Here is a 14,721-nt window from a genome sequence, read left to right on the forward strand (position 1 = left end):
CGACGGGTCGTTTCCTCAGTGTCTAGCAAAGCCGCCGCCATCTTCCAAAGCCTGCGACGCCGCATCGCCGTCGCCCTCGCCGTTCTGGGCGTGGGCCTCATGGCCGGCGCGGGCGCGACCATGCCCGATGGGCGGCCCACGCCGTCGGGGCTGGAGGTGCCGCGCTGGATCTCGCTGAAGTCCTCGCACGTCCGCGCCCGCCAAGGGCCGGGCCTGGATTATCCGATCCTGTGGGAATACCACGCCGCCGGTCTGCCGGTCCAGGTGATCGCGGAGACGACGGAATGGCGCAAGGTCTGCGACTCGGACGGCGCCGTCGCCTGGATTCACCGCACCGTGTCCTCGGGCCGTCGCTATGTGCTGAACACCTCGCCCGAAGAGGTGATGATCCACGCCGGCAAGTCCCAGGCCTCGGCCGTGCGGGCGCGCCTGTCGCCCCGCTCGCTGGTGTCGCTGGAAGACTGCGAAGAGGGCTGGTGCCGGGTGCGGGCGCGTCGCCTGCGCGGCTGGATCCAGGAACGGGCGGTGTTCGGAACCCAGCAGAGGGCCCTGTGCAACGCCAATCGCCCCGCCGGGACCGGGCGGGACTGACGCCTCATAAGCCTCGGTGTTGAGCGAAGCGGCCCGGTCGTGTAACCCGCACGCAACAGCAGACCAGACGGAACCGCCTTGACCCAGTCCCAATACCCCTCGTCCTTCGACCACGAGGCCCTTCTGGCCTCCGGGCGCGGCGAACTGTTCGGTCCCGGCAATGCCCAGCTGCCCGCCCCGCCGATGCTGATGTTCGACCGGATCACCCAGATCTCGGCCGACGGCGGCGCCCACGGCAAGGGTTATGTCGAGGCGGAACTCGACATCAATCCCGAGCTCTGGTTCTTCCAGTGCCACTTCATCGGCGACCCCGTCATGCCCGGCTGCCTGGGCCTGGACGCCATGTGGCAGCTGGTCGGCTTCTATCTGGGCTGGATCGGCGGCCCCGGCCGCGGCCGCGCCCTGGGCGTCGGCGAGGTCAAGTTCACCGGTCAGGTGACGCCGGACATCAAGAAGGTGGTCTACAAGATCAACCTGAAGCGGGTCATCAATCGCAAACTGGTGATGGGCATCGCCGATGGCGTGCTGGAGGCCGACGGCGAGGTCATCTACACCTGCAACGACATGCGGGTAGGACTCTTTGGCGCCGCCAAGGACGAGCAGGCGGGCGCCTAAACCCCTATATAACCGCGGACAGCGCGGAAGACCCCCGGGTCGAGAAGCTAAAGAAGGAAACACCATGCGTCGTGTCGTCGTCACCGGCCTGGGCATCGTCTCTTCCATCGGCCATGGCGCCGAAGAGGTGACCCAGTCCCTGCGCGAAGCCCGTTCGGGCGTCGTCCATGCGCCCGATCACGCCAAATACGGCTTCCGCAGCCAGGTCTGGGCCCCGCCCAAGATCGGCCCGTGGGAGGAACTGGTCGACCGCCGCGCCGCCCGCTTCCTGGCCAACGGCACGGCCTGGGCGCACATCGCCTTCGAAGAGGCGCTGAAGTCGTCGGGCATGACGGCCGATGAGATCAAGGACGACCGTATCGGCCTGATCGTCGGTGAGGGCGGCCCCTCGACCCAGGTGATCCTGCAGGCGGCGGCCACCACCATCGAGAAGAAGTCGCCCAAGCGCATCGGCCCGTTCGCGGTGCCGAAAGCCATGGCGTCCGGCCCGTCGGCGGTGCTGTCGACCTGGTTCCAGATGCGCGGCGTCAACTATTCGATCAGCTCGGCCTGCGCGACCAGCGCCCATTGCATCGGCGCCGGGGTCGAACAGATCCAGTGGGGCAAGCAGGACGTGGTCTTCGCCGGCGGCTGCGAGGACATCGACTGGTCCATGTCCAACATGTTCGACGCCATGGGCGCCATGTCGTCGGACTTCAACGCAACCCCCTCGGTCGCCTCGCGCGCCTATGACGCCAACCGCGACGGCTTCGTCATCGCCGGCGGCGCCGGCATCGTGGTGCTGGAGGAATACGAGCGGGCCAAGGCGCGCGGCGCGACCATCTATGCCGAAGTCACCGGATACGGCGCCAACTCCGACGGCTATGACATGGTCGCCCCCTCGGGCGAGGGCGCCCAGCGCTGTATGAAGATCGCGCTGGAACAGGCGGGCAATCCGAAGATCGACTATCTGAACCCGCACGGCACCTCGACCCCGGTCGGCGACTCCAAGGAAATGGAGGCCGTGCGCGCCGTCTTCGGCGACCAGATGCCGATGATCTCCTCGACCAAGTCGCTGACGGGCCACTCGCTCGGCGCGGCGGGCGCTCAAGAGGCCATCTACTGCCTGCTGATGATGCAGAACGGGTTCGCCGCCGAGAGCGCCCATATCGAGACCCTGGATCCGGCCTTCGAGGGCATGCCCATCCTGCGTCAACGCCACGAGGGCGAACTGACCCACGTCATGTCCAACAGCTTCGGCTTCGGCGGCACCAACGGCACGCTGATCCTGTCCAAGGTCTGAGCCCATGTTCGCCCTGCGGGTGGATGATCTGAGCGGGGATGCGGTTCGCGCCCTGCTGGCCTTCCACCTGTCGGGCATGCACGCCTCCTCGCCCGCCTGCCACGTCCACGCCCTGGACCTGACCGGCCTGCTTCAGCCGAACGTCACGGTCTGGAGCGCCTGGGACGGCGCGGCCCTGACCGGCATTGGCGCCCTGAAACTGATCGACGCCGACCAGGCCGAGGTGAAGTCGATGCGCACCCACCCCGACCATCTGCGGCGCGGCGTGGCGGCGGTGCTGCTGGAACAGATCATCGCCGCCGCACGGGCCGCAGGCGTGAAACGGCTGAGCCTGGAGACCGGCCGCGGCGACGCCTTCGAACCGGCCTTGGCGATGTACCGCCGTCGCGGGTTCGTGGACGGCGGACCTTTCGCCGGATACGAGGCGAATGAGTTCAGCCAGTTCCTGCATCTGGATTTGTAACGGTCGCCCTGCGGAAACTACCTTCTCCAGTGCGGGCAGATCGAAGAGTTTAAAGGCGAAGCGGCCATACATCCGCACTGACAGGAACAACCATGCTGGCGACCGCCCTCGCGATCCTCGCGCTACAGTCTCAGGTTCACACCGAGTCTGTCGTCGTCAGTCCGAAGTTCAAGGACGGCGTGCACTTCGCTTGTGAGGCCAGCTTCGATGTCTACGTCGTGGACACGGCGTATTTTCGAGGTCAGCCGGTCGCGGTGTCGGGCAGCTTCACCTTCTACAACTGGCCGGATCAGAGCCGGGTGTTCATTGGAATGAAGCTCGGCGTCCTCGCTGTAGAGAATGGCGGCTGGCGTCCTCCGGCTAACGCCTACGTCGTCAATGGCTACCGGACGAACCTGTCGGAGCAACAGGCGAATATTGAGGCCGAGGACCCTAACTTCCGGCTCCTTGTTTTCGACCTTTCGGGCGAAGAGACCATGAAGGCTATGCTTCGCCTGTCGGATGAAGGTCGCCTCGATGTCGCCTACACGATGCAGGGCGGGTCGATGCCGACAACCTTCCCGGTGACGTTAAGCGATGAACAGGCCCAGCAATGGGCCGATTGCACAAGCACGCTTGCGGGCCGCGATCGGTGACGATCCCTTCAACGTCTTTTTCCACCGGAAGGTGAACTTCGCCAATCGACCCAAAGCGGACGTTTCAAGCTATTGCTGGTGAGTACAGAAGGCGACAGACTGCTCCTCATGGACGAACGATCAGCCCTCTCCGATCTCATCGCTGACCGCGCTCACCTGTGCCACTTGCTGAAAGACTTCACCTCCGGCGTCGTGTCCGCGACTGCCGACGACATTGCGGATTTGCGTGATGAGTTGCGAATGATCGATGGCCGAATTGCAAGCTGCACGGGAGGCGAGCCGACATTTACTTGGGATGACACCGTGGTCGTTACCGAGCTTGCCGCCACCTTGGGACGCCCTGGGGCCATTGCCTCCGTCGTTGGGATTTCCCGGCAGTTTGAGCGGTCTGGCACCTATCTCGCGGAGTTCCCGATCGGGAACGTCTACACGGTCGAGTTCGACGATGGAGTTGCTGTAGATGTCCCCCAAAACATGCTGCGCTCTATATAACCCAGGTCCGCTTCCGACCCATAGCGGACATTCTTTGTAGGGACTGGACTGCCCTAGAGCGGCGAGACGGCCATGACGACTACGTATCCGACTACGAGCTTCTGTTCGTTTCGGATAACAACCTTGAACTGCTCGCCAGCCCAGATGTGTTTGACGCGGCTGGGCGTCAACTGGGAAGCGATCTCTGCTCCGGCGAGTTTGGCCGCATCATCGTCGGGAAGTATATCGCCTTCGTCATCGATGACCTTCTGACCGTCTAGCGTGTCGAAGAAATAGCGGGGCATTTTCCGAAAACCGCCGGACCGCCCAAATGTTCCTATATCATCCAGCCGACCTCCGAAATGGGCGGGCGTGAACCTCACGCGAAGGTTCGCTTTTCGACCTGATGCTTAGGACCAGACCCGACCCATTGTTGACATTGCTGGGCGTGGGTACCGGGCTACGGGCAATCGTGACCTTTGCACTGCGACCCAGCTACGTCGGGAACCCGACATTCGCGCCGATGTTAGTATGTGCTGGCCCAGAAAATTGCGGCGCGGAATGACCCGACCGTCCCACTTGATCCTAAGGTAGTGGACGGCTCGGTGGAAATGATTGATCCGCCCGAGACGGCGATGACGTTCACGGCGGACGCTGCAGAGATATCCGCGATGCGACTGCTGGATGCGGCAGACCGCGCTCGCAAACGGCTCTGACTTGGTCCGCTCCCTTGGAACCACACTAAGTCAGGTGTTGGACTGACGAACCGCTGATCCGCGTTCATTAATCCCGCATGGCTCGCATGCTGGATCTTCTAAAGGTTGGCTCACCCGTTTTTGCGGTCGAAAGAGCAGGAGAGGGCTTTGTCCTCGTAGCTGAGCCTCATCACCATGAGGAGTTCACGCAGTTGGTTCGTGACCTGCTCAATCAGGTTCCCGATGAGTTCGTGGTCCTGCCAGTCACTGACGGGAACACCGGCTATGAACGGGCAATAATCCTGCCGTTCTGAAAATCATGCGTCAGTTTCCAACAGATTTTGTTGGATGATGACTTAATAATCTCATTTACACGCCAGTGCGATTTCATGACGTGATCCGCGATCATATCAGGCAAGACTATGTCTTGTGGCGCTTGTGCCAGATCGATCGTGCAGAGTGATGTTCCGGAACCGCCTTCTTTCTCGCTTTTCAGAAGACGATCTCTCTGCGGTTGCCTCAGGCATGCGGGAGGTGTCGCTGGGAAAGGACGAGACGATCGTTCAGGCGGGGACAATCGTCAGCACCCTCTATTTTCCTAGCTCTGCGGTTATCTCGGAGGTGGTCATTCTGTCTGACGGGCGGATGCTCGAAACGGACACCGTCGGCTTTGAGGGCGTGGTCGGCCTGATGGCTGTGATGACCGACACCCTTCAGTTGACCCGCTCCTTCGCCCAGATCGGTGGAAGCGCAATCGCCATGGATGCGAAGGCTCTTAAAGACCGCATGTTGGCCAGTCCGAAACTCCTTACGCTGATGATGAGAGGCCTGCTGCTCGTGCATCTTCAGTCACAGCAGAGCGCGGCCTGCCTTGCCCATCACCTCCTGCCCAGCCGCATGGCCCGTTGGCTTCTGGCCACTGCCGACAGAACGGGTACGCTGAGTTTCCCGCTTACCCAGGAATATATGGCCTTCATGTTGGGCACCCAACGGACGACCGTGAATGCGGCGGCGGCTGCCCTCAAGAAGCGGGGGTTAATCCGCTACACGCGCGGAAACGTCACCATCTTCGACCGGCCCGCTTTGGAAGAGCAGGCGTGTGAGTGCTATCGGACGATCCGCGAGATTGAGGAAGAGATCGACGGAGCGCCGATCCGCCCCTTCTCGAACTACCCTATTGCGGGCCGGGATTTTGCAGCGACATAGGTTCGATCGTCCTTGGCCGCAGCCAGTAGCCGTTGCGCACTGGCCTCCGCAGCGTCGGGGGTGCAGGCTCCCGAAATGGGACGGGTCCGGTGATGACGACGCTGCCTTCGACAGCTTCTACGACGCAGGGCTCTGAATAGTCGTCCATTCAGGTCAGTAGCACGGAGGCCGCAGCTGTTTGGTGTCAATCCAGGTCGACCTTTTGCCGATGTCCGTTTCCCACCCTAAACGGCGGTTCGGGAGGCTTGCTTTCGGGGCTTGGGGCGGATGTCCGGTTCCGGGCCTGATGCCAATTTCGTGGTCCGACCCGTTGCGGACCTTCGAAACATCGGCTTCTAGGCGTGTGACACTTCGATTTAGAGGCGGGCGTGGGATACTACGGGCGTGCTCGCTGCCTGCGTAGTCAGTCCAGGACTGGGATGGGCAGAGCACGGAACAGAGTGGGCTTATCCGCAGCACCCCAGCAGCATGACCCAATCACGAACAAGACTCCTTCTTGTTCGTCGCTGATTCTCAGGCCGGACCATTCACGAAAAGGCGCGGGCGTTAACTCCTGAACCCGACCGGCGCGACTGCGGAAGTAGCGGCCGCGACTCGTCGCAACCCAACCGTCTCGGATCGGCATCAGATCTTCGAGCGGCCAGGGCGACGGCATCATCATCCACTGATCAGGGAGCGCCGGCGTCGGCGTGTCGAATTCGCGGGAAATGCCGTCTCGGCAAACTCGATAGACATGTCCCATGCTTAAGCCGAGGTGGGATAGGCCGGTTCCAACGATCACACATCCCGGCCGGTCTGGCGCGGGAAACAAGCCGACAACCGGCTGACAGGCCGGATTGAGCGCTCCTTCGCACAGCCCATCGCCCTTGTCTGACACGATGGAAATCGTGCCGGTGTCAAGATCGACGCGCCTCAGGCCGCCGCCGAATTCTCCGCGATTGAGGCCGACGTAAAGCGAAGTTTGTTCATCGGAGACGACCTCGCCAGCGGCGATTGTCGCCGCCAGTTCCCTGCGGTCCCAACCGCGCTCGGCGGGGCGATAGGCCGCCGTGCCGGTGAGCACGCCCGGGCGGTCCTGGCCGGTCGCGAACAGACTGATCGCCGGCGTTTCTCGGGCGTAGAAGCGGAGAGGCTCGGACTGATCAGAGCGCAGATTGCGGATTTCGACTTCATAACCGGCACTCGACACCAGAACCCAGAGGCGCGTCCCGTCCGGCATTAGGTCCACGACGCTTTCGGCAACGACCGTTCGCGTCCCATCGGTCCGATTGAACCGCACGACTTTTCCAGACTCGCCTCGCAACCACAGAGAGGCGGCATCGGCATAGCCCTCGATAATCGCTCGCCCCAAATCCGGATCACGCCAATTCCCGCCCTGCCACGAATTCGGCGTTTCCACGTCTGGCGTTCGCTCTATCTGAGCCGTGGCCGGTGCGGCCGTACCGAGCAGCATCAACAGGAAGAGGGTCAGGAAGCGCATGGTCTAACTCTCGCATGAGATAGTGGAGGCGTCTCGCCCCAGTCGATTGCTCCGAAGTCGCCGGTCCACCTGGGTCGATGGGACCTGCGAACGGCGCGATGTCAATGTCTCCTTCCCACCCCTCTCAGACATGCCCGACGTCCGCTTTGGGGGACTCAGTATTTCGACGGGCGTGGAGGTCTGCTTTCGGGCTGGAGGCAAATTTCGCAAATCGACCCGTTGCCGACATTCTCTACGGCCGACATACTCGTCCTATGTCTGCCCCGTGCCACTGGCCCCATGCTTGCTTTGCGTGCCGCAAGTCTTGGAAGCTCGCTGAGCGCTCCAACGCAAAGTGCCCGGAATGTGGAGATCCGTTGCACTGGATGGGTCGCGCTTTCAAAGCGCCGAGGAAGACCGACAAGGAGCAGTGGAATAAGGTTAGCTCGTTGTGGAGTGCCGGGTATCGCTTCATCAACCATGAAGGCTGGAGGGAGGCGGTGCCCTATCCAGAACGGCTGAAGGAGGTAGAGGGTTTTATCCGCGATAATCCAGACCACCCCTTCCGGGTGAAAGGCTGAACGTCCACTCCCCACCCCTAGCAGCCGTCGGGTAGGTCCGCTTGGGAACCAGCCATCCTAATTCCGAAAATATTCCGTCGGCAAAACAACCGCCTGACTGAAAGATTCGGCCTCCAACCCACCATGCCTTCCAGCGGGCCTATACTCCCGTCCGTCGATATCGAAGGGAGGTCCGCCTAATTGCACTCTTTTGCACATTGCACAGTTTTCGAGGGGGCAGTGCAATTTGGAGCCGCCCGGTGGTTTTGCAGTGGGGCGACGGATTTGTGCGCGTTCAGCCAGCGAAACTGCGCAGACGCGCCGATCTTTTGTTCAAACGCCTGTTTACACGACCGATCCTTGCCCTTAGAGAGCGTCGCCGTGACCCGCCCCATGACCAAAGCGATTACCTCGAAAACCACCGGCTTCGGCGGGGCGGTTTCGGGTGTGCGCAGGGTCTGAAGCGCCGAACCCCGATCCCAAGCCCCGCCGATGCGCGGGGCGGTCGATCCGGCTGAACCCCGCGCCTCCATCCTTCCAGGAGACGCCTGAATGTCCTTTTCCCCGTCCAATCCGCCACATGTCGGCATCGTCGGCGCCACCGGCCTCGTCGGCGAGATGATGCGCGGCCTGCTGGCCGAGCGGAACTTCCCGCTGGCCTCGCTGCGCCTGTTCGCCTCGGCCCGGTCGGCGGGCAAGACCATCCGCTTCGGCGAGACCGACATCCTGGTCGAGGATGCGGCGACCGCCGACTACGCCGGTCTGGACATCGTCTTCTTCTCGGCCGGCGGTGACACGTCCAAGGCCCTGGCCCCCAAGGTGGCGGCCGCCGGGGCGGTGGTGATCGACAACTCCTCCGCCTGGCGCAGCGACCCCCAGGTGCCGCTGGTGGTCGCCGAGGTGAACCCCCACGCCCTGGCCAACCTGCCCAAGGGGATCATCGCCAACCCCAACTGCACCACCATGGCCGCCATGCCGGTGCTGAAGCCCCTGCACGATGCGGCGGGGCTGAAGCGTCTGACGGTCTCGACCTATCAGGCCGTCTCGGGCGGCGGGATCGAGGGCATCCGCGTGCTGGAGGATCAGGCGCGCGAGACCGTGGGACAAGGCGCGGCCCTGGCCCGCGACGGCGGGGCCGTGGACTTCGGCGCGCCGGAAAAGTGGGTCGTGCCGATCGCCGCGAACGTCGTGGCCCTGAACTATAGCCTCGGCGAAGACGGCTATACCGACGAGGAGCTGAAGCTGCGCGACGAGAGCCGCAAGATCCTGGAAATCCCCGGCCTGCCGGTCTCGGGCACCTGCGTGCGGGTGCCGGTCTTCACCGGCCACTCGCTGTCGATCAATGTCGAGTTCGAGCGGGCGCTGTCGGCGGCCCAGGCGCTGGACCTGCTGGCCCAGGCGCCGGGCGTGGTGGTGACGGCCGTGCCGAACCCGCTGGAGGCTGCGGGCCAGGATCCGGTCTTCGTCGGCCGGGTGCGGCCCGATCCGACGGTCGAGCACGGCCTGGCCCTGTTCGTCTCGAGCGACAATCTGAGGAAGGGCGCCGCCCTGAACGCGGTGCAGATCGCCGAGGTTCTGGTTCAGCAGCGCGGCTGACCCGGCCGCAGGCGGGGTTCATTCGTAGCGCACGCCGCTGAGATAGAGCCCCGCCGAGGGGGCGACAGGACCGCACCGGGCGCGGTCCTTCGCCTCCAGCGCCGCCTTGACGTCGTGGGCGGTCCAGCGGTCCAGACCCACCTCGACCAGGGTTCCGGCCATCGACCGGACCTGGCGGTGCAGGAAGCTGCGCGCCTGGAAGACCAGATGCACCTCCTCGCCGAATCGGGAGACACGGGCGACGTCCAGGGTCTTGACCGGCGACTTGGACTGGCAGCCCACGTCGCGGAAGGTGGTGAAGTCGTGCAGGCCGACCAGGACCTGGGCCGCATGGTGCATGGCCTCGGCGTCCAGGGTCTTCTTGACGTGCCAGACCCGGTCCCGCTCCAGCACCGGCTGAGGCCGGCGATTGAGGATTCGATAAAGATAGCCCCGCCCGGTGGCGGAGAAGCGGGCGTGCCACTCCGGATTGGGCGCCTGCTCGGCGGACAGGACGCAGACATCCTGTTTCACCAGATGGGCGTTCATGGCGTTCAGGATGGTATCGACCGGCCAGTCCCGCTCCAGATCCGCATGGATGACCTGGGCCGTGGCGTGAACGCCGGTGTCGGTGCGCCCGGCGGCGGCGATACGGACCTGCTCGCCCGAGAAGGCCAGGATGGCGGCCTCCAGCGCGCCCTGAACCGTCGGCTGGTCCGGTTGCGCCTGGAATCCGTTGTAGGCCGTGCCGTCGTACTCGATGATCAGCTTGTAGCGCGGCATCAGCCGAGCAGGGTCCCGGCCGGCAGGGCGAAGCCGCGCAGCATCTCCTCGGCCGATTGCGCCGCCTTGCCCTCGCGCTGGACCCGGATCAGCCGCACGGCGCCGGTCCCGCAGGCGACAGTCAGGGCGTCGTCCAGCGTCGTGCCGGGCGCGCCGGATCCGTCTGCCAGGGCCGACAGCAGGGCCTTGATCCGAACCGGCCCCGCCTCGGAAGGGGCCTCGAACCAGGCGCCGGGGAAGGGCGACAGGCCGCGGATATGGGCGTCCACCTCGGCCGCCGGACGGGTCCAGTCGATGCGGGCCTCGGCGGGGGTGATCTTCTTCGCATAGGTCGGTTCACCGACCTGATCCGAGGGGGTGACGCTGCCCCGCTCGATGGCGGCCAGGGCGCGGGGCCACAGGCCGGCGCCGACATGAGACATGCGCTCGGACAAGGTGGCGGCTGTATCGTCGGCGCGGATGTCCATCAGTTCGGTCAGCAGGATGGGGCCCTCGTCCAGCCCCACGCCCATCTGCATGATCTGGACGCCGGTCTGGGCGTCGCCGGCCATGATGGCGCGCTGGATCGGGGCGGCGCCGCGCCAGCGGGGCAGCAGCGAGCCATGAAGATTGAAACAGCCGAGGCGGGGCGCATCCAGCACCTCGGCCTTGAGGATCTGGCCGTAGGCGACGACGCAGGCGGCGTCGAGGTCCAGGCTCTGGAAGTCGGCGACGGCCTCCGGCGACTTCATGCTCTCGGGCGTGAAGACCGGCAGACCCATGGTTTCGGCGAAGGCGTGAACCGGCGACGGCGTCAGCTTCTGGCCCCGGCCCTTCGGGCGCGGCGGCTGTGAATAGACGGCGACGATCTCGTGGCCCGAGGCGAGAAGCTCGGCCAAGGACGGCACGGCGAAGTCGGGAGTTCCCATGAAGGCAAGGCGCATGGGCACGCCTTTAGAACTTTAGGCCGCCTACTGCCAGCGGGTGAAGACGCCGCCGCCCTCATCCCATTCGCCGCCCGCGTCCAGGGCGTCGTCGAAATCGAGCAGCCGGTCCAGCAGCAGACCCGCCACCACGCCCAGCAGGGTGACGCCGGCCAGGGTCGCGACCCCGGCGACGCCGATCTTCTGGCTGCGGGTCAGGCGACGGCGCCCTTGGGTGTCGATGACCAGGGACTGGCCGCGGCGGATGGGGCGAGTGGGGCGTCGGGTCATCAGGCGGCGATCCTGTCGCGGGCGGCCTTCTTGACCTTGGTCACGGCGCGATCCCGCTTCAGCCGCGACAGATGGTCGATGAAGAGCACGCCGTTAAGGTGGTCCATCTCGTGCTGGATGCAGACGGCGTAGAGGCCCGAAGCCTCTTCCTCCACCGACTGACCGTCACGGTTCAGATAGCGAATGCGGACGCGGGCCGGGCGTTCCACCTTGTCGAAATACTCGGGGATCGACAGGCAGCCCTCTTCGTAGGTGTAGAGCTCGTCCGAGGTCCACAGGATTTCCGGATTGGCGAAGAAGCGCGGATTCTTGCGCGCCTCGGCGGCTTCCGGGGTGTCCTCTTCCTCGGTTTCGCAGACGGTTCCGTCGCGGTCGCCCAGGTCCATGACGATGACCCGGTCCAGGGCGCCCACCTGAACGGCGGCCAGGCCGATGCCCGGCGCCGCGTACATGGTCTCCAGCATGTCGTCCATCAGGGTGCGCACCGCGTCGTCCACGGCGGCGACGGGCTTGGAGACCTGTTTCAGGATCGCCAGGTCGGCGGGGATGTCGATGGTGAGGATACGTCGGAGGGCCATGGTCGGGACGTAGGCGCGCCCCGGCGTCAGGTCAAGATTTCCAGGCGTCGCACGCTGTTCTACAGCGGATCAGCCGCCTGCAAAGCGGCGCCGAAGACGCTCCAAACGGTCCAGCCGACGGCGAGCGCCAGAACCAGTGCGCCGACGCCCATGGCTCGGAACCGGTTCGCGGCCAGGGCGGCGAAGCGTTCCGGCTCTTCCGCGCGCAACACCTTATGGCGTCGGTGGCCGCGTGTGTAGATGACCCCGGACGCTCGCGCTTTAAGCCACGGAACGCCCTCCCGCAGAATCAGAAAGAGACCCGCGATATAGGCGGCGATGATGACCATGCTGTTCCCCCAAACGGCCCGAGCATTTGTCGGTCCGGCTGCGCCACTGTCAACCGGACGACGCCAGACCTTGAGGGGCCCGCCTATTCCTTGCCCGGCAGGGGGCGGGGTTTGCGGTTCTCGTCGATGGCCACATAGGTGAAGACGCCTTGGGTCACGCGCACCGAGGTGGCCAGCGGCTGACCGCGCGACCGTTTCCAGGCCTCGACGTGGATGCGGATCGAGGTGCGACCGGTGCCGATGACCTCAGCGTAGATGCTGACTTCGTCGCCGACGGCGACCGGCTGGTGGAACACCATGCCGTCCAGCGCCACGGTGGCGCAGCGGCCCTGGGCCAGTTCGAAGGCCGGGGTGGCGCCCGCCACGTCCATCTGGGCCAGTAGCCAGCCGCCGAAGATGTCGCCTTCGGGGTTGGTGTCGGCCGGCATGGCGATGATACGGCCGACAGGCGGGGTTTCGGGCGGGTATTCGGGCGCGTCGGACATGGGCAAGCTCTGGCGTTCGGGGAAGGCGGCGTTCCTAGCGCGGCTTGGGCGTCTTGTCGCGCTTGGCGCGAGGCGGTTTTGGCGTTGTCGGCGGCGTCAGGGTCAGCCGCGTCGCCTTTACGGCCTTGGAGTCCCTGAGCGCCCGCCAGGCCCCGCCCAGCTCCATGGCGACCAGTAGATGATCCTCGGTCAGAACGCCGCGCCGCGCCGTTCGAAGATCGGCAATGTCGTTCAACAGGCGCGAGGCGGCTTGCAGATCGGGGCGGTCTGACCGCGCACCCAGGTCCTGCAGTCGCGCGAACCGCCAGCCCCTTTCCGGTGGATGCTCCAGCGTCAGAGCGAAGCGCGCCTCCGGCGGTAGAGTGGCGGCGATGAAGGTCCAGGCGTCCGTGCCGGGCGGCTTGCGATAGTGACCCGGCTCGGTCGGCAGTCCGGCGCGGGCATAGACCTCCAGCGCGCCGGCCTCGATCTCGGTGAGCGCGATTTCCAGAGGGTCTGGCGCTGATGGCTCGAAATCGGACGGACGATCGAACGGAGACGCCGCGCTATCGTCGTCCGTCCTTCGAAGGTGACCCGGTGCGGGGCCGCTCAGTTTAGACAGTGCGGCCCGCCAGCGCCCCAGCACCTCAGTCGACGTTGATGGCGCTGGTCACTGACACGTCATAGACCACGCGAGTGACAGTCTGGACGAACTCGAAGAATTTCCTCGCCTCGGCTGCCCCCGCCAGGGGTACGTAGATCACATCTTCGGGCATGATCTGCATATTGGTGGCCGCGAAGACGTTGGCCGCCTCGTTGAAGTTCAGCTCATAGACCACGGGCACGCCCCGCGGGGTGGCGGGTTGGTTGATGCCCAGGGCTTGCGCGACCTCTGGACGCTCGAACCGGAAGACCATAACGCGACGGGCGTTGGCGGTGTTGGTGTTTAGTCCGCCGACCTTGGACATGGCGCCGGTCAGCGTCATGACGCCGGACGGCATATCGACCTGCGTCACCGCATTCAGGGCGCCGAAGGTGGAGAAGCGACGCGGCTTGTACTGGACGTTGATCACATCGCCGCGTTGGAGGCGCACGTTCTCGCCGAACTCGGTCGTCACGGCCGTCATCGGCGCCGTGAATGTCTGTCCGCCACGCTGGATGCTGATGGTCAAGTCGTCGGTTTCACGGGCGGAGCCGCCCGCCGCCGCGATCACGTCCAGGATGCGGTCGCTGTTGACGCCCAGGGGCGCGCGACCGGGCTGGCGCACATCGCCGAAGACATTGACCGTATTCGAGGCGTTGTCGGCGATGCCGACCAGAACCTGCGGATTGGCGACCTTGCCCACCAGGGCGCGGCGGACGGCCGCCGCAGCCTGGGGCGCCGTAAGACCTTCGACACGGACTTGGCCGGCGAACGGCACGGCGACCGAGCCGCTGCGGTCAACGGTGACGCCGGGCAGGACCTGGGAGCCGCCGGACAGGGTCGTTTGGGTGCGACTGGCGCTAGAGCCGCTTCCCAGTGGGCCGCCGAACAGGGCGCCCGAAGGATCGTAGATCGAAATGGCCAGGGTGTCGCCGACGCCGATGACATCAGCGGGTTGTTCGCTCGACGCCGCAGCCAGGGTGCCGAAGAACTGGGGCGGGACCGCCTTCATCCGCTCGGTCACCTCATAGGTCAGCTGCACCAGGGCGTAGCTGCCCTGGGTCTGGGCCGTGCTGGCTCCCGCGTCGATCGAAGCCCCGGAGGGCCCGTCCCGCGGCAAGGTGGAGCAACCGCCCAGGATGGCGACGATGGCGAGGGGCAGGATGGTGCGAGTCATGA

General features: G+C 65.1%; 19 protein-coding genes. 9 read left to right on the plus strand and 10 right to left on the minus strand.

Going from position 1 to position 14,721, the window contains the following annotated elements; all coding sequences use genetic code 11:
* The first annotated feature begins 18 nt into the window (after window positions 1-18).
* From ACW170_RS05645 to ACW170_RS05670, 6 genes are all read left to right on the plus strand, one after another.
* Window positions 19-591, plus strand: a complete 573-nt coding sequence (locus ACW170_RS05645; RefSeq protein ID WP_492088688.1) for an SH3 domain-containing protein — start codon at window positions 19-21, stop codon at window positions 589-591.
* Window positions 592-669: 78 nt separating this feature from the next.
* Window positions 670-1,206 carry a 3-hydroxyacyl-[acyl-carrier-protein] dehydratase FabA gene (fabA, locus tag ACW170_RS05650; protein ID WP_008263519.1) on the plus strand — a complete coding sequence of 179 codons (537 nt, stop codon included), beginning with the start codon at window positions 670-672 and terminating at the stop codon, window positions 1,204-1,206.
* 64 nt (window positions 1,207-1,270) lie between these two features.
* Complete coding sequence (gene fabB, locus ACW170_RS05655; RefSeq protein ID WP_492088689.1) at window positions 1,271-2,488, plus strand: beta-ketoacyl-ACP synthase I; 1,218 nt, start codon at window positions 1,271-1,273, stop codon at window positions 2,486-2,488.
* 4 nt (window positions 2,489-2,492) lie between these two features.
* Complete coding sequence (locus ACW170_RS05660) at window positions 2,493-2,951, plus strand: GNAT family N-acetyltransferase (protein ID WP_492088690.1); 459 nt, start codon at window positions 2,493-2,495, stop codon at window positions 2,949-2,951.
* Window positions 2,952-3,043: 92 nt separating this feature from the next.
* The gene (locus tag ACW170_RS05665) at window positions 3,044-3,586 is read left to right on the plus strand and encodes a hypothetical protein (RefSeq protein ID WP_492088691.1); all 543 of its coding nucleotides are present in this window, start codon (window positions 3,044-3,046) and stop codon (window positions 3,584-3,586) included.
* Window positions 3,587-3,694: 108 nt separating this feature from the next.
* Window positions 3,695-4,078, plus strand: a complete 384-nt coding sequence (locus tag ACW170_RS05670; RefSeq protein WP_492088692.1) for a hypothetical protein — start codon at window positions 3,695-3,697, stop codon at window positions 4,076-4,078.
* A 53-nt stretch (window positions 4,079-4,131) separates the two neighbouring features.
* On the opposite strand, the gene ACW170_RS05675 is transcribed toward ACW170_RS05670, so the two are convergent.
* Window positions 4,132-4,362, minus strand: a complete 231-nt coding sequence (locus ACW170_RS05675) for a DUF6894 family protein (RefSeq protein WP_492088693.1) — start codon at window positions 4,360-4,362, stop codon at window positions 4,132-4,134.
* Between the two features lie 488 nt (window positions 4,363-4,850).
* Between ACW170_RS05675 and ACW170_RS05680 the strand changes: the two genes are divergently transcribed.
* Window positions 4,851-5,066, plus strand: a complete 216-nt coding sequence (locus ACW170_RS05680; RefSeq protein ID WP_492088694.1) for a hypothetical protein — start codon at window positions 4,851-4,853, stop codon at window positions 5,064-5,066.
* 148 nt (window positions 5,067-5,214) lie between these two features.
* Window positions 5,215-5,958 (plus strand): Crp/Fnr family transcriptional regulator, encoded by a 744-nt coding sequence (locus tag ACW170_RS05685; RefSeq protein WP_492088695.1) that lies wholly within the window; start codon window positions 5,215-5,217, stop codon window positions 5,956-5,958.
* 403 nt (window positions 5,959-6,361) lie between these two features.
* Here ACW170_RS05685 and ACW170_RS05690 read toward each other — a convergent pair whose 3' ends face one another.
* Window positions 6,362-7,438, minus strand: a complete 1,077-nt coding sequence (locus ACW170_RS05690) for a hypothetical protein (RefSeq protein ID WP_492088696.1) — start codon at window positions 7,436-7,438, stop codon at window positions 6,362-6,364.
* Between the two features lie 1,091 nt (window positions 7,439-8,529).
* Between ACW170_RS05690 and ACW170_RS05695 the strand changes: the two genes are divergently transcribed.
* Window positions 8,530-9,573 (plus strand): aspartate-semialdehyde dehydrogenase, encoded by a 1,044-nt coding sequence (locus tag ACW170_RS05695; RefSeq protein WP_492088697.1) that lies wholly within the window; start codon window positions 8,530-8,532, stop codon window positions 9,571-9,573.
* Between the two features lie 18 nt (window positions 9,574-9,591).
* Here ACW170_RS05695 and truA read toward each other — a convergent pair whose 3' ends face one another.
* The 8 genes from truA to ACW170_RS05735 all read right to left on the minus strand — a co-directional run bounded on the left by truA (window position 9,592) and on the right by ACW170_RS05735 (window position 14,719).
* Entirely contained in the window at window positions 9,592-10,335 is a 744-nt protein-coding gene (truA, locus tag ACW170_RS05700; RefSeq protein WP_492088698.1) for a tRNA pseudouridine(38-40) synthase TruA, read from the minus strand.
* Window positions 10,335-11,258, minus strand: a complete 924-nt coding sequence (gene fmt, locus ACW170_RS05705) for a methionyl-tRNA formyltransferase (RefSeq protein WP_492088699.1) — start codon at window positions 11,256-11,258, stop codon at window positions 10,335-10,337. The genes truA and fmt overlap by 1 nt, the downstream gene beginning before the upstream one ends.
* Window positions 11,259-11,285: 27 nt before the next feature.
* Complete coding sequence (locus ACW170_RS05710; RefSeq protein WP_492088700.1) at window positions 11,286-11,528, minus strand: hypothetical protein; 243 nt, start codon at window positions 11,526-11,528, stop codon at window positions 11,286-11,288.
* The gene (gene def / locus ACW170_RS05715) at window positions 11,528-12,106 is read right to left on the minus strand and encodes a peptide deformylase (protein ID WP_492088701.1); all 579 of its coding nucleotides are present in this window, start codon (window positions 12,104-12,106) and stop codon (window positions 11,528-11,530) included. Before def ends, ACW170_RS05710 begins: the two co-directional genes overlap by 1 nt.
* Window positions 12,107-12,165: 59 nt before the next feature.
* On the minus strand, window positions 12,166-12,435 hold the full coding sequence (locus ACW170_RS05720) for a hypothetical protein (protein ID WP_492088702.1): 270 nt from the start codon (window positions 12,433-12,435) through the stop codon (window positions 12,166-12,168).
* Between the two features lie 83 nt (window positions 12,436-12,518).
* Entirely contained in the window at window positions 12,519-12,920 is a 402-nt protein-coding gene (locus tag ACW170_RS05725) for an acyl-CoA thioesterase (protein ID WP_271165442.1), read from the minus strand.
* Between the two features lie 34 nt (window positions 12,921-12,954).
* Window positions 12,955-13,545: a hypothetical protein gene (locus ACW170_RS05730; protein WP_492088703.1), complete on the minus strand. Its 591-nt coding sequence runs from the start codon at window positions 13,543-13,545 to the stop codon at window positions 12,955-12,957.
* A 1-nt stretch (window position 13,546) separates the two neighbouring features.
* Window positions 13,547-14,719, minus strand: coding sequence for a polysaccharide biosynthesis/export family protein (locus ACW170_RS05735; protein ID WP_492088704.1), 1,173 nt, complete (start codon window positions 14,717-14,719; stop codon window positions 13,547-13,549).
* Window positions 14,720-14,721: the final 2 nt, after the last annotated feature.

This window comes from Brevundimonas sp. FV2ps16 (assembly GCF_058681075.1).

Bases quoted from the DNA above. Each gene is read 5' to 3' on its own strand.
- fabB (WP_492088689.1), top strand. From the start codon at position 1,271: ATGCGTCGTGTCGTCGTCACCGGCCTGGGCATCGTCTCTTCCATCGGC.
- ACW170_RS05660 (WP_492088690.1), top strand. From the start codon at position 2,493: ATGTTCGCCCTGCGGGTGGATGATCTGAGCGGGGATGCGGTTCGCGCC.
- ACW170_RS05665 (WP_492088691.1), top strand. From the start codon at position 3,044: ATGCTGGCGACCGCCCTCGCGATCCTCGCGCTACAGTCTCAGGTTCAC.
- ACW170_RS05670 (WP_492088692.1), top strand. From the start codon at position 3,695: ATGGACGAACGATCAGCCCTCTCCGATCTCATCGCTGACCGCGCTCAC.
- ACW170_RS05675 (WP_492088693.1), bottom strand. From the start codon at position 4,362: ATGCCCCGCTATTTCTTCGACACGCTAGACGGTCAGAAGGTCATCGAT.
- ACW170_RS05680 (WP_492088694.1), top strand. From the start codon at position 4,851: ATGGCTCGCATGCTGGATCTTCTAAAGGTTGGCTCACCCGTTTTTGCG.
- ACW170_RS05685 (WP_492088695.1), top strand. From the start codon at position 5,215: ATGTTCCGGAACCGCCTTCTTTCTCGCTTTTCAGAAGACGATCTCTCT.
- ACW170_RS05690 (WP_492088696.1), bottom strand. From the start codon at position 7,438: ATGCGCTTCCTGACCCTCTTCCTGTTGATGCTGCTCGGTACGGCCGCA.
- ACW170_RS05695 (WP_492088697.1), top strand. From the start codon at position 8,530: ATGTCCTTTTCCCCGTCCAATCCGCCACATGTCGGCATCGTCGGCGCC.
- truA (WP_492088698.1), bottom strand. From the start codon at position 10,335: ATGCCGCGCTACAAGCTGATCATCGAGTACGACGGCACGGCCTACAAC.
- fmt (WP_492088699.1), bottom strand. From the start codon at position 11,258: ATGCGCCTTGCCTTCATGGGAACTCCCGACTTCGCCGTGCCGTCCTTG.
- ACW170_RS05710 (WP_492088700.1), bottom strand. From the start codon at position 11,528: ATGACCCGACGCCCCACTCGCCCCATCCGCCGCGGCCAGTCCCTGGTC.
- def (WP_492088701.1), bottom strand. From the start codon at position 12,106: ATGGCCCTCCGACGTATCCTCACCATCGACATCCCCGCCGACCTGGCG.
- ACW170_RS05720 (WP_492088702.1), bottom strand. From the start codon at position 12,435: ATGGTCATCATCGCCGCCTATATCGCGGGTCTCTTTCTGATTCTGCGG.
- ACW170_RS05725 (WP_271165442.1), bottom strand. From the start codon at position 12,920: ATGTCCGACGCGCCCGAATACCCGCCCGAAACCCCGCCTGTCGGCCGT.
- ACW170_RS05735 (WP_492088704.1), bottom strand. From the start codon at position 14,719: ATGACTCGCACCATCCTGCCCCTCGCCATCGTCGCCATCCTGGGCGGT.